Raw genomic sequence first — 13,319 nt, 5'->3', positions numbered from 1 at the left:
CCCGGCTATGCCCGGCAGCTTGCTTGTCTCTATCTCGTCCATCTTCGACGCCACGTTGGACGACGTGACAAGCATGGTGCGCGACCTGGATAAGGAACGCGTGCCGGTGTCGCTGCTTGTGGCGCCGCATATCGACGCCACCTGGCACCTGGCCAAAGACACCACCACCAGGGGTTGGCTTGCAGAGCAGCACGATACACGTGCGCTGCTGCTCAACGGGTTCGACCAGCCGGTGCAGGGTAGGCGCAGCGAGTTTGCCACCCTCGGTGCCCACGAAGCACGGCTGCGCTTAAAGGGGGCGACCCGCCAGATGGCTGCGCTGGGCTTTGACCTGGACATGTTTGCCCCGCCGCGTTGGCGCATGTCCGAGGGTACGCTTGAGGTGATGGGGGAGTTCGGGTTTGTGGTCGCGGCGTCGACGAAGGGGATCTACCGGCTGGCTCGCGGAGAGTTTGCTCAGGCCCGCAACCTGTCGGTGGGTGAGGGCTACGGTGCGGCGAAGTGGTGGCGCCGAAACGTGATCAAGGCCGCCGGGCGCGGCGCGGAGAAAGGCAACACGATCCGCCTGTCCGTGTCCGGGCGTGAGTTGGGGCAGAAGAAGGTGCGCCGCGACTTCCTCGCTGCGGCGGCTGAGGCCATCGAGGCTGGCGCAAAACCTGCCGACTACCGCGCCTTCAGGTAAGCGATCGCCCGGCACACGAGGTAGATGCCGAAAGAGATAAACGCCACGAACACGCTCACCGGCACGCCAGGGGCGAGCGAGAGCACCATGCCGCCGATCGCGGAAACCTCGGCGAACAGGATTGACAGCCACACGGCACGCACCGGGTTCGCGGTGACTTGGGCGGCGGCCGCGCCGGGCGTGATCAGCATCGACATGACCAGCAGTGCGCCGACGATCTGCACCGACTGTGCGGAAGCGATGCCGACCAGCACCGCGAACACCAGCGCCATCGTGCGTACCGGGACACCGCACGCGGCTGCCATCACCGGATCCGCGGAGGCGAACAGCAACGGGCGCCACAACACGACAACCGCGACGGCGACCAGGACCGTGGTTGCCGCCAACAGCATCACGTTCTGGGCGGACACACCCACGATCTGGCCCGTCAGAAGTGCCAGCGCACGGTTGGAGTTGCCGGGGTAGAGGTGGATAAACAGCACGGATAGGGCCATGCCGAAACTCATCGCCACGCCCACGGCGGAATCTTGCTGGCCTTTCAGCCCCAGCGCAGCGAGTACCAGCGCCGCCACGATCGCACCCGCGACCGCGCCGAATCCGACGTTGAGGCCGAACAACAGCGCGGCGGACGCGCCCATGAGCGCTAGCTCAGAGGTGGCGTGGACCGAAAACGACATCTGGCGCAGCACGATCAGTGGCGCCATCACGCCTGACAGGATGCCCAGAAACGCACACGCGATGAGCGTGGTCTGGACGAAGTCCTGGCCAAGCAGGTACGAGGTATCGGCGATAAACGTGCTCACAGGACCACCATCCGTCCGTCGACTTCCACAACGTCTACTCGTGTGCCGTAGAGCTCGCTAAGCACCTCCGAGCGCATTACCTCGGCCACGGGCCCGATGACGTGGCCCTCAGGTCCGATGTAGAGCACTCGGTCCACCACGTCGAGCACCGGGTTGATGGAGTGCGTCACGCACACTACGGCAGCTGGGTGCCCTGCTAAACGCTCAACAGTATCGCGTGCGCGGGCGGGGTCGAGGGAGAGCAGGGGTTCGTCGGCAAGCACAAGCTCCGGATCCTGTGCGAAGGCTTGTGCTTGGCGGATGAGCTGTTGCTGCCCACCGGAGAGGATGCCGACGCGGCGGTCGGCGAACGATTGCGCGCCGACGGAGGCAAGCTGCGCCTCGACGTCTTCTGGTTTTGTACGTTTCCCCATTGCAAGTTTGACCAGGTCACGCCCGCGAACGGGGAGGTCTTTGGGGAACATGTGTTGCTGCGGGATAAACCCGATGCGGCCGTGCACTTCCGCCGAGCCGTGCGTGAGGCGGCGGGTTCCCATGAACGTGCCCAACAGGGTGGATTTGCCCACCCCATTGGGGCCGAGCACCGCGATGAATTCGCTGCGTTCAATGGTCAGGTCGAGGCCCGACCACAACGGGTCGACGGCGGCGCCGCGTAGCTCAGCAATCAAATGTGTATGTCCTGACTAATGGTGGTGGAAGCTCGGCTCGGCGTTGTTGGCGATCTCCACGATTTGGTCCACGATCTTCTCAAAGTAGTCGAGGAAGTTCTCGCCTGCCGGGGGAGTTTCCCGAATCTCAACAATGGGGACATTTTTCATCTGCGCGACAGCGGCCAACCGTTCGGTGGCGCTGTTGGTGCTCTGTGGGTTGACGAAAAGCATGTCAATGTCGCCCTGTTTGATCTGGTTCAAAAACGCCGACACCGCAGCCGCAGACGGCTCCTGGTGGTTCAGGCTGGCCTTGACGTACTCCTCCGGGGTGATGTCGTGCAGTTCAGTGCCCCATACAAGCCCGGCGGCGATCGGCTCGGTCATGCCGATGTGCACGTGCGGCACGGAAGCGAGCTTCTCCTCGATCGCAGCAATTCGCGTATCGACGACCCCAGCATCCCCACCGGTACGCTGCGCCACCGCATCGGCTACCTCGCGGACCTTTGACGGTGCGAACCAGGCGTGCTCCAACTCGTCGAGGGACTCCGGCAGGTGATCGCTGTGGGCGTGCTCGTGCTCTGCGTGGTCGAGCAGCGGGATGGCGTGCACGATGCGGTCCTGCTCCGCGACGGTGTACAAGGCCGCGTCGTAGGCGCCACCATTAGCGACGACCGTCGCCGCCTCCTTGATACGAGACAGGTCCTTGGCGGACGGCTCGAAGTGGTGCGGGTCTACAGCGTCGCCGGTGATGATCGCATCCACGTCCTCCCCGGTCACGGCGGCGGCAACATCTGCCCACACCCCGGTGGTGGCGATGATGCCGGAACCTTCGGCCGCGTCTTCGGACTCCGTAGAGCATGCGGTCAGCGCGGTGCCTGCAAGAGTGAGTGCAGCCAGCGTGGCAAGGGTCTTGGCCTGAAAACGATTGTGCATACGCGGTATTCAATCACTATTGGAAACTGTTTTCAATCTGTTTCGGACGAAGAACCAGTGCTGCGAGCAGTGCCATCAACAACACCGCGCCCACAATCCACCCGGCGCGGAGGTACGACAACGACTGTGAGCTGGTGGCGTCGAAACCCACCTTCACCGGATTGTGATCGGAGGACCGGAATGGGGTCCCGGGCTCGTCGATGAGCGGTTCGTCGCTGTTGATCGCCCACACCAGGGAATCTTTCACGAGGTCCATCGCGGCATCGTTGGCTAACACGTGGTCGAGTGAGCCTACCTTGTTGTCGTACTGATACGACGGGCGTTCCTGCGGGATCGTGGCGTAGCCGGCGTCGTTGAGCACGGCGATCGCGTCTTCTTGGGAGTACGCGTTGAAGTCGCCGATGAGGAACGTGGGTAGGCCGTGCCAGTCGTCTTGCATGTCGAGGTGTTCCAGCAGCGTCCGCGACATGTCTGCGCGGAGTCGGGCGTTGTTGCCTTGGCCGTCGGCGGTGGCGTCGTCATTACGCGAGACTGTGCCCTTGGACTTGAAGTGGTTCACCACCGCAACAATGTGGTCACCGCCGGCGACAGGCGCGAACTCCTGGGCGAGCGGCTGGCGGGCGATGCCGGTGAACGTGGGGTCGTCGAAAATGCGCGACTGCCCAACCGGACGCACCTTCGCCGGCTGGTAAATAAACGCCACGCGGATCGCATCTTCGCGAGTGCCAAGCTCGCTTGGCGACGACACCACCGCCCACCGATCCTCCCCCGCCGCAGCATTGAGCGCATCGACCAAGTGCTGCAGCGTCTCGTCGCGCCGGGCGACATCGCCTGTGGTGCGGGCGGTGTTCTCCACCTCTGACAGGCCGAGGATGGCGGTGTCGAGCCGGTTGATTGCGTTCACGAGTTTCGCCTCTTGCAGCGCGAGGGCCTGCGCATCGTGCGCGCCGCGGAACAGGTGGCAGTTCGTGCAGCCGGTCTCCGGGTCGATGTCGGGGAAGTGGGTGAAGTAATTCATCACGTTGAAAAACCCGATGGACAAATTCCCGCGTACCTTCGCTGGCTCATCGAGGATGCCTGCGCGGGAATCGTCCCAGGTGATCGGCAGATCTTCGGCACGGGTTTGACCGGTGATTGGGCGCAACGGCTGGAACGTCCAATCCCCGTTGTTGTAGCCCACCACCACATCTTGTTGGAAGGCCACGGTGTCGAATGTGCGGATGGACCTCGTGTGGGAAATGTACGGCAGTGGCACGTCGGGTTCTTTGGCGTAGTTGCGGGTGCGTCCGTCGTCGAGGTTGACGAACTCCGCCGCCTGCTGCGCGCTCATCCGCGCTACCTGGTGGGCGTCGGGGCGGATCTTTTCCGTGGGCCAAAAATGCGGCTCGGCGCCCGGTGCCAGACCCACGGTGCCGTACTGGCTGAGGTTGTCATTGCCGGTCACGGTGTAGGCGCCGGGCCTGACCAGCATGCCCTCGTAAGGCTCGCGGGCGGCGTCGCCCGCCGGTAGGGCATCGAGGGGGATGGGCGTTGGGGCGGGCAGGGGGTCGTCGAGAAGCGAGATGCTGCTCGCTGAAATCTGGGTCTGGCCGTAGAACTCCTTCGCCGTGCCTTCCACTCGCACCGAATCGCCGTGGGCGGGATAGCGGCCCTGCTTGCCCACGAACACGAAAATGCCGTCCGAGGCGTCCCCCGGCTGCTTCGGCTGGCCGGATCCGCCCGTCTGCATGAAGAAGCCGCGCTTGCCGCCCTCGTCGTAGACTGCCGTGACTACGCCGGTGGTGATCACGGTCGCTGACTCATATGGAGTGGTCGCACCGGTGCCTTGGATCTCCGCGATGGTCAACACCCGCGGATCTGCTTGCGCGATCCCAGAATTGCGCGGAGTGGGGGCACCCGCGCGGAAATCGGCGGCGTTGTTGTCGGTATCCGCGCCATCGGTGACGCGCTGGATGGACAGTTGGTTCGTCGTCTTCTCGGCGGGTGTGCCCTCCGCGAGATCGGGTGGCGTATCACCCCAAGCCACACGGTCTACCTCGCCGTCCGCGTTGCGCAGCACCGCAACCGCACTCGTGGCAGAAAAGTTAAACGCGGCCTCACGGTCCGGCGCCGGCAGATCGGCTCCCGTCTCGCCGGAAACCCCGCTGATCAGGTAATACCCACCCGCCGGCACCACCCCGAACAACTCAACCACCGTGCCGGAGTTGCCCTTGGCGGAAAACTGCTCCAGCTCCCAGCCGTCGATTGAAACGTCCTGACCGGTGGGGTTGAACAGTTCCACAAAGTCCGCGTTCAGTAGCGCCTGCGCGTTGCTGCCGCCACCGTAGACCTCGTTGATCACCACCGCCTCAGCGTGTGGCACAAGCGCGATGCTTAACGACGACACCAGCACTAACCACAGCAGACGAGCCCGAAACATTCCCTTAACGTAGCCGGTCATCCGATATTGCTGGACGCGTCTGTCCGTCCGATATACTCGCTGCCGTACCGCAAAGGTCGATCAACCTCCCGAAATGTGAAGGATTCTCATGGCACGAGTCGTCGTCAATGTCATGCCCAAGGCCGAAATTCTTGACCCCCAGGGTCAGGCGGTGCTGCGCGCACTGGGCCGCATCGGTGTCGAGGGGGTGAGCGACGTCCGCCAAGGCAAGCGATTCGAGATCGAGGTGGACGACTCCGTCACCGACGCCGAACTGCAGCGCATGGCGGAAACCCTGCTGACTAACACTGTGATTGAAGACTTCGAGGTTGTGCGATGAGCGCAACTATCGGAGTCATTACTTTTCCCGGCACCCTCGACGACGTTGACGCGCTGCGCGCCGTCCGCCTCGCCGGTGCCGAGCCGAAGCAACTCTGGCACGCCGACAACGACCTGACTGGCGTCGACGCCGTTGTCGTCCCGGGTGGCTTCTCCTACGGCGACTACCTGCGCTCCGGCGCGATCGCCGCGCAGGCCCCGATGATGGGCGCTGTTGTGGAGGCCGCGAAGAAGGGCATGCCGGTCCTTGGCATCTGCAACGGCTTCCAGATCCTCACCGAAGCCGGCCTGCTGCCTGGCGCGCTGACCCGCAACCAGGGCCTGAACTTCCACTGCGTGGACACCTACCTTGAAGTAGCCAACAACGACACCGCATGGACCAGCCAGTTGGGCGAGCGCATCTACGTGCCTGCCAAGCACGGCGAAGGCCGCTTCCAGGCGTCCCCGGAAACCATCGAGGCGCTGGAGAAGGAAGGCCGCGTGGTCTTCCGCTACACCGACAACTTCAACGGCTCCATCAACGCAATCGCCGGCGTGACCAACGAAACCGGCCGCGTTGTGGGGCTCATGCCGCACCCGGAGCATGCGATTGAGACGCTCACCGGGCCGTCTGCCGACGGGTTGGGCCTGTTCACTTCCGCCATCGACGCGATTTCGAAGATCGGAGCGTAAAAGACCATGACTGTGCACAATGACACCGTTGAAAACGCCGTCGACACCCCTGACCTTGAGCAGCCGTACGCGGAACTCGGGTTGCAGGATGACGAATACGCGAAGATCAAGGCAATCCTCGGCCGCCGCCCAACGGACGCGGAGCTCACGCTCTACTCCGTGATGTGGTCGGAGCACTGCTCCTACAAGTCCTCCAAGACGCACCTGCGCTACTTCGGTCAGACCATGACCGAGGAGATGGAAAAGAAGATCCTCGCCGGCATCGGTGAGAACGCTGGCGTGGTAGACATCGGAGACGGCGACGCCGTGACTTTCCGTGTGGAAAGCCACAACCACCCCTCCTTCGTCGAGCCGTACCAGGGTGCTGCCACCGGCATCGGCGGCATCGTCCGCGACATCATGGCCATGGGTGCCCGCCCGATCGCCGTGATGGACCAGCTCCGCTTCGGCCCGATCGACGCCGAGGACACCAAGCGCGTCCTGCCGGGTGTGGTCCACGGCATCGGCGGATACGGCAACTGCCTGGGCCTGCCGAACATCGGCGGCGAGACCGTCTTCGACGAAGCATACGCCGGTAACCCGCTGGTCAACGCCCTGTGTGTGGGCACCCTGAAGGTGGAGGACCTCCACCTCGCGTTCGCATCCGGCACCGGCAACAAGGTCATCCTGTTTGGCTCCCGCACCGGTCTCGACGGCATCGGCGGCGTGTCCGTGCTGGGCTCCGCCACCTTCGAGGAAGGCGAAGAGCGCAAGCTTCCGGCAGTCCAGGTGGGCGACCCGTTCGCGGAGAAGGTGCTCATCGAGTGCTGCCTCGAGCTCTACGCCGCAGGTGTGGTCGAAGGCATTCAGGACCTCGGCGGCGGTGGCCTGTCGTGTGCCGCCTCCGAGCTGGCTGCATCCGGCGACGGCGGCATGACCGTCAACCTGGACAACGTGCCGCTGCGCGCTGAGAACATGTCCGCAGCAGAGATCCTCGCCTCCGAGTCCCAGGAGCGCATGTGTGCTGTAGTGGCGCCGGAGGACGTGGACAAGTTCATGGAAATCTGCGCCAAGTGGGACGTGCTGGCCTCCGTCATCGGTGAGGTCACCTCCGACAAGGACCGCCTGCAGGTATTCCACAACGGTGAACTCGTGGTGGACGCGCCGCCGTCAACGATTGACGAAGGCCCGGTCTACGAGCGCCCGTACGCACGTCCGGCGTGGCTGGATGAGGTGCAGGGCGGTGGTGTCGTCGATAAGCAGGCGGACATCAAGGATGCCTGGCTGAAGATGGTTGCCTCCCCGGCACTGTGCTCGCGTGACTTCATCACCGAGCAGTACGACCGCTACGTGCGCGGCAACACCGTACAGGCCAAGTACGCCAACTCCGGTGTACTGCGTATCAACGAGGAGACCAACCGCGGCGTCGCCATCTCCGCAGACGCGTCGGGCCGTTACACCTACCTGGACCCGAATATGGGCGCACGCCTGGCGCTGGCAGAGGCCTACCGCAACGTCGCCGTCACCGGCGCCACCCCGTTTGCGGTAACCAACTGCCTGAACTTCGGCTCCCCGGAAAACCCGGACGTGATGTGGCAGTTCCGCGAAGCAGTCCACGGCCTGGCAGACGGCTCCGCCGAACTGGAAATCCCGGTCTCCGGCGGCAACGTCTCCTTCTACAACCAGACCGGCGAGACCCCGATCCTGCCGACCCCGGTTGTTGGTGTGCTCGGTGTCATCGAGGACGTTGCCCAGGCAATCCCGCACGCCCTGCCCGCAGATGAGGAGGACTACACCCTGGTCCTGCTCGGCGAAACCAAGGACGAGTTCGGCGGTTCCGTGTGGCAGGACATCTCCGGCGCTGGCCTGTCGGGCCTTCCGCCGCAGGTGGACCTTGCTAACGAGGAACGCCTTGCGCAGTTCCTCGGCGGCAACGCAGCCGGTGTAGCAGCAGCACACGACCTGTCCGAGGGCGGCCTGTCCCAGGCTGTGTTCGAGATGCTGCTCGGCTCCAAGAAGGGCGCTGAGTTGAACCTCGAAGGCGTCCACGAGGACGCGTTTACCGCGCTGTTCTCCGAGTCCGCATCCCGCGTGCTCGTAGCAGTCTCTCGTGACCGCGCAGAAGCAGCGGTCGAGCGTGCTACCGCAGCCGGCATCCCGGTCGCAGTGCTTGGCGACACGACTGGCGACGGCGTCCTGCGCGTCGCCAGCGAAGAAATCTCCGTGCAGGAGCTTGCCGATGCGTGGGCTGCGACCATGCCGTCGCACTTCGCAGCCGCAACCGCGCCGAACGCGGCCGTCTAGTCCGTCCGCTGCATAGCCGGTGCCTGTTCTACAATGGGCACCGGCTCATATTGTGCGCGCAGGTCTTTCAGCGTCTGCGTGTGATCCCAGAGGCGCTTGTCCTCATCCGTAACCGGCGTGAACTTACGTGCCGGCAGCGGGGTGCCGTCGATATCCATGCCGATGTAGGTAAACGTCGCGTGGATCGCATCCTTCAAGTTGTCGCGGCCACCACGCGGGTCGCCCGCGCGCAGGTGCACTGAGGTGTGAATGGAACGCGCGTCCGTACGGGTGATGCGCGCATCCACCTCAATCAGGTCGCCGATGTGCACCGGGTGGTAGAAGCGAATACCACCCGCGTAGACGGCGACGGTGCGCTCCCCGGACCATTCCATGGTGCAGGCCGTGCCGGCCTCATCGATCCATTCCATGGCGGTGCCACCGTGGACGTTGCCGCCCCAGTTCACATCGGTTGGTTTCGCCATAAAACGGTGCACGATGCGCTGCGCCGTGGAGTCGTCGGTGTATGTCTGCGACTCCATCTCCGCCTCAATGGCCTTGCGCAGGTCGATGCGCGACTTTGCTGCTTCGGCCACGCGGCGCTCCTCGGCGTTGGTCGGAACGAATGTCGGCACAGGCATGGACTTGCCCGTGTCCGGGTCCTTTGCCACGAAAATGACCAGGCAGTCGCAGGCGCGGGTGAACACGCCCTCGCGCGGGTCGGCGGAAAGCACCTCGTTGACAATGTGCATCGAGGATCGCCCCGTCATGGCGATGCGCGAGCGCACCTCCACAATGTGGCCCGAAGGGATCGGGCGGGTGAAGTGAATGTGGCCCACATACGCGGTCACACAGTAGGTGGCGGACCACTGGGCGGCGCAAGCGTAGGCGGCCTTATCGATCCACTCCAGCACACGACCACCGGAGACACCCTGTGCGCCGTAGTGGAGCACATCGGTGGGGGAGGCCATAAACCGCAGGGTGACGCGCGGGGAGCGTTCGGTAGCAACTACATGGGTTTTGGACATGCCGACACCTTAATATGGGTCCACATGGTGCAAAAGCAGGACCCGATACTGACACGCCAGGCCGTCGATGCGGTCAAAGCATGGATTGAGGGGGATGAGGAGTCGTCGAGAAGCGAGATTGCAAATGCTTGTCGACGAACCGCGCGCACCCTCGCCGAAGAACTCCCCGGCCACTCCGTGGAACTGCGCGTGCCCCCATTTGTGGCCGTGCAATGCGTCGAAGGCCCACGCCACACTCGTGGCACGCCGCCAAACGTGGTGGAGATGGATCCCCGCACCTGGATGCGACTGGCCACCGGTTTAACCACCTTCGAGGAAGAACTCGCGCAAGGCAACGTGGATGCTTCCGGATCGCGCGCAGGCGAGATCGCGGCGGGTCTTCCAGTAATTGCCCTCCGCTGACATTCCTCGGATACAGTGTTTGTCGTGCATACGAAGAGCCCCACGGGGAAGACCAACTTCGAAAACAGCCTTGTCGACCGTGTTGACAAGGCCGACGAACCACGCGACGAATGTGGCGTGTTCGGTGTCTGGGCACCGGGCGAGGACGTGTCCAAGCTGACCTACTTCGGCTTGTTCGCGCTGCAGCACCGCGGCCAGGAAGGCGCCGGCATTGCCGTAGGCGACAAGGACAACGTCGTGGTGTTTAAAGACACCGGCCTGGTCAGCCAGGTCTTTGACGAACCTGTCCTGGAGGCGTTGCAGGGCGATGTGGCGATCGGCCACACCCGCTACTCCACAGCTGGCGGGAACTCCTGGGAAAACGTCCAGCCGATGTTCCGCACCTCGCCCAATGGCACCGACATTGCGTTGGCGCACAACGGCAACCTGGTGAACTTCAAGGAACTCGAAGAAGAAGCGATCGAGCGCAAGCTCATCCCGGCGTCGGGCGTGGATGGACAGGGCTCGTCCTCAGACACCGCTGTGGTGTCTGCGTTGCTGGCGGATCTGGTCACTGAGGACAAGACGCTTCTCGACGCCGCACGGGAACTCCTCCCACGCGTCGAAGGCGCATTCTGCTTCATGGTCACCGACGGCCAGACCCTCTACGCCGCGCGCGACCCGCACGGCGTGCGCCCGCTGTCGCTGGGCCGCCTCGACGGCGGTTGGGTGATCGCCTCCGAGACGTGTGCGTTGGACATCGTCGGCGCCTCGTTCGTGCGCGATATCGAGCCGGGCGAGCTTGTGGCGATTGATAACGCGGGCGTCCACTCCGAACGCTTCGCCGAGACCCCGAAGGCGCACTGCGTGTTCGAGTACGTCTACGTCGCCCGCCCCGACTCCATCATCGACGGCCAGACCGTCAACCTGTCGCGCATCGAGATCGGCCGCCGTCTCGCCCGCGTCACCCCGGTGGACGGCGACCTGGTAATGCCGGTGCCCGAATCCGGCACCCCCGCCGCCATCGGCTACGCGGAAGAGTCCGGCATCCCGTTCAAGCAGGGCCTGATGAAGAACGCCTATGTCGGCCGCACCTTCATTCAGCCGTCGGACACCCTGCGTCAGCTGGGCCTGCGCCTGAAGCTGAACCCGGTGCGCGAAGTCATCGAGGGCAAAAAGCTCATCGTTGTCGACGACTCCATCGTGCGCGGCAACACCCAGCGCAAACTCATCCGCATGCTGCGCGAAGCCGGCGCCGCCGAGGTGCACGTGCGTATCGCGTCGCCGCCGGTGAAGTGGCCGTGCTTCTACGGCATCGATTTCGCAAGCCCCGGCGAACTCATCGCCAACCACGGCCGTACTGATTCCGATGAGGCGATCGCGGAGTCGATCCGCACCATGATCGGGGCGGACTCGCTCGCGTTCGTGCCTATCGACGACATGATCGCCTCCACGAACCAACACGAAGACAACCTTTGTGCCGCCTGCTTTACAGGCAAATACCCCCTGGGGCTGCCCGACGGTAACCCCAACGCCGACCTTGTCCGACGCATCCAGAAAGGTGCTGAAGCCTAATGACCACTGAGCAGACCCCAGTTTCCTACGAGGCCGCCGGCGTATCCATCGAGGCCGGCGATAAGGCCGTCGAACTGTTCGCCCCGCACGCCAAGCGCGCCACCCGTCCTGAGGTTCGTGGCAGCCTCGGCGGCTTTGCAGGCCTGTTCGCGCTGGGCAAGTACAAGGAGCCACTGCTGGCAGCAGGCTCTGACGGCGTGGGCACCAAGCTGGCCATTGCGCAGGCGATGGACAAGCACGACACCATCGGTATCGACCTCGTCGCAATGTGCGTAGACGATCTTGTCGTCTGTGGTGCCGAGCCGCTGTTCCTGCAGGACTACATCGCTATTGGCAAGGTCGTGCCGGAGAAGGTCGCCGAAATCGTCGGCGGCATCGCCGAGGGATGCGTCCAGGCTGGCTGTGCTCTGCTCGGCGGCGAGACCGCTGAACACCCCGGCGTGATGGAGCCGGACGACTACGACGTTTCCGCCACCGCCGTCGGTGTCGTTGAGGCCTCGGAACTGCTTGGTCCTGAAAAGGTCCGCGAGGGCGACATCATCATCGGTATGGCATCGTCTGGCCTGCACTCCAACGGCTACTCCCTGGCCCGCCACGTGCTTCTCGAGCGCGCCGGCCTGCCCCTGGACGCCGAGATGGAAGAGCTGGGCCGCACGCTCGGCGAGGAACTTCTCGAGCCAACCCGCATCTACGCACTCGACTGCCTAGAACTGGCCGCCGAGTGCGAGGTCCGCACGTTCTGCCACGTCACCGGCGGTGGCCTGGCAGGCAACATGGAACGCATCATTCCTGAGGGCCTTGTCGCAGAGATGCACCGCAACACCTGGACCCCAGGTCCGATCTTCCGCACCATCAAGTCCGTCGGCCAGGTCCCGGACGAGGAGATGGAGAAGACCTTCAACATGGGCGTCGGCATGACTGCCGTCGTTGCCGAGGAAGACCGCGATCGCGCCCTGGCCATCCTGGCCGCCCGTCACGTGGATGCGTGGGTGCTCGGCGAGGTCCGCGCCACCAGCGAAGGCGACGAGAAACGCGCCGTGCTGACAGGCTCCCACCCGCAGTACTAAACGCGATCGCTAGGCCTGTTTTCGGGCTGATACGAGGATTCGTTCTCGTATCAGCCCGTTTCTGCTTTTAGGGCGCGGTGTCTTTTGCTGGTCGTCTAGCTGGTCTCGTGATGTTGCTAGACGGTCTCGTTTCGACGGCTCCAAACCCCCAGGTGGTGTTGAGGGTCATTGTCACTATGGAGCTGATCGTCTGGTTGGCGTTTCGGGGAGCTAGACGATGGTCGTTGTGGCGGCGCAGACGGGCGTGAAACACCCTGTTTTCGTGTCTTGAGCGCTGTTGTTGCGTCTGTGCTCGTAAAACGGGGGTAATTTGCGGGGGTAGGGCGGTGGTGTGGATTGCTGAACAATCCGCACGTTACGACCATTTCAGGCCGTTTCCACGGTCGTTGAACAATCTTTCCGACCATTTCTAGGACGTTTTCGGGTGGTGTTCCGGCATTTCCGCAGGTCGCGATTCAAACAGGCGGGTTTCGCCTGAAAACACCCTTAAAGCGCATACTATGCATGC

The 13,319-nt window shown here is 63.8% G+C and carries 12 protein-coding genes; 7 read left to right on the top strand and 5 right to left on the bottom strand.

What is annotated here, in order from left to right; genetic code table 11:
- The first annotated feature begins 7 nt into the window (after positions 1–7).
- A complete protein-coding gene (locus tag HMPREF2736_RS00810; protein ID WP_070828678.1) occupies positions 8–682 on the top strand; it encodes a DUF2334 domain-containing protein in 675 nt (224 codons plus the stop codon).
- Here the strand turns inward: HMPREF2736_RS00810 and HMPREF2736_RS00805 are convergent.
- From HMPREF2736_RS00805 to HMPREF2736_RS00790, 4 genes are read right to left on the bottom strand one after another with little or no spacing between them, the layout of a single operon-like run.
- On the bottom strand, positions 664–1,485 hold the full coding sequence (locus HMPREF2736_RS00805; protein WP_070828677.1) for a metal ABC transporter permease: 822 nt from the start codon (positions 1,483–1,485) through the stop codon (positions 664–666). The two genes, HMPREF2736_RS00810 and HMPREF2736_RS00805, sit on opposite strands and share 19 nt — an antisense overlap.
- Positions 1,482–2,153, bottom strand: a complete 672-nt coding sequence (locus HMPREF2736_RS00800; protein WP_070568790.1) for a metal ABC transporter ATP-binding protein — start codon at positions 2,151–2,153, stop codon at positions 1,482–1,484. Before HMPREF2736_RS00800 ends, HMPREF2736_RS00805 begins: the two co-directional genes overlap by 4 nt.
- A gap of 15 nt (positions 2,154–2,168) precedes the next feature.
- The gene (locus HMPREF2736_RS00795) at positions 2,169–3,068 is read right to left on the bottom strand and encodes a metal ABC transporter solute-binding protein, Zn/Mn family (protein ID WP_083322928.1); all 900 of its coding nucleotides are present in this window, start codon (positions 3,066–3,068) and stop codon (positions 2,169–2,171) included.
- A gap of 16 nt (positions 3,069–3,084) precedes the next feature.
- On the bottom strand, positions 3,085–5,487 hold the full coding sequence (locus HMPREF2736_RS00790) for an ExeM/NucH family extracellular endonuclease (protein ID WP_083322934.1): 2,403 nt from the start codon (positions 5,485–5,487) through the stop codon (positions 3,085–3,087).
- A 109-nt stretch (positions 5,488–5,596) separates the two neighbouring features.
- Here HMPREF2736_RS00790 and purS point away from each other — a divergent pair, with 109 nt between their 5' ends.
- The 3 genes from purS to purL are packed head-to-tail and all read left to right on the top strand — an operon-like array spanning position 5,597 to position 8,781.
- A complete protein-coding gene (gene purS, locus HMPREF2736_RS00785) occupies positions 5,597–5,827 on the top strand; it encodes a phosphoribosylformylglycinamidine synthase subunit PurS (RefSeq protein ID WP_070422519.1) in 231 nt (76 codons plus the stop codon).
- Positions 5,824–6,498 carry a phosphoribosylformylglycinamidine synthase subunit PurQ gene (gene purQ, locus HMPREF2736_RS00780; RefSeq protein ID WP_070828675.1) on the top strand — a complete coding sequence of 225 codons (675 nt, stop codon included), beginning with the start codon at positions 5,824–5,826 and terminating at the stop codon, positions 6,496–6,498. Before purS ends, purQ begins: the two co-directional genes overlap by 4 nt.
- A gap of 6 nt (positions 6,499–6,504) precedes the next feature.
- A complete protein-coding gene (gene purL, locus HMPREF2736_RS00775) occupies positions 6,505–8,781 on the top strand; it encodes a phosphoribosylformylglycinamidine synthase subunit PurL (RefSeq protein WP_070828674.1) in 2,277 nt (758 codons plus the stop codon).
- On the opposite strand, the gene HMPREF2736_RS00770 is transcribed toward purL, so the two are convergent.
- Positions 8,778–9,788, bottom strand: coding sequence for an acyl-CoA thioesterase (locus HMPREF2736_RS00770; RefSeq protein WP_070422522.1), 1,011 nt, complete (start codon positions 9,786–9,788; stop codon positions 8,778–8,780). The genes purL and HMPREF2736_RS00770 overlap by 4 nt on opposite strands.
- A 24-nt stretch (positions 9,789–9,812) precedes the next feature.
- On the opposite strand from HMPREF2736_RS00770, the gene HMPREF2736_RS00765 reads away from it, so the two are divergent.
- The 3 genes from HMPREF2736_RS00765 to purM are packed head-to-tail and all read left to right on the top strand — an operon-like array spanning position 9,813 to position 12,811.
- On the top strand, positions 9,813–10,190 hold the full coding sequence (locus HMPREF2736_RS00765; RefSeq protein WP_070422523.1) for a sterol carrier family protein: 378 nt from the start codon (positions 9,813–9,815) through the stop codon (positions 10,188–10,190).
- Between the two features lie 15 nt (positions 10,191–10,205).
- Positions 10,206–11,744 (top strand): amidophosphoribosyltransferase, encoded by a 1,539-nt coding sequence (gene purF, locus HMPREF2736_RS00760; protein WP_083322927.1) that lies wholly within the window; start codon positions 10,206–10,208, stop codon positions 11,742–11,744.
- The gene (gene purM / locus HMPREF2736_RS00755; protein ID WP_070483391.1) at positions 11,744–12,811 is read left to right on the top strand and encodes a phosphoribosylformylglycinamidine cyclo-ligase; all 1,068 of its coding nucleotides are present in this window, start codon (positions 11,744–11,746) and stop codon (positions 12,809–12,811) included. Before purF ends, purM begins: the two co-directional genes overlap by 1 nt.
- Positions 12,812–13,319 lie beyond the last annotated feature (508 nt).

Origin of the sequence: Corynebacterium sp. HMSC036E10 (assembly GCF_001836265.1) — a bacterium.
Taxonomy (GTDB): Bacteria; Actinomycetota; Actinomycetes; order Mycobacteriales; family Mycobacteriaceae; genus Corynebacterium; species Corynebacterium coyleae.
This window is presented reverse-complemented; position numbering and strand designations above follow the sequence as displayed.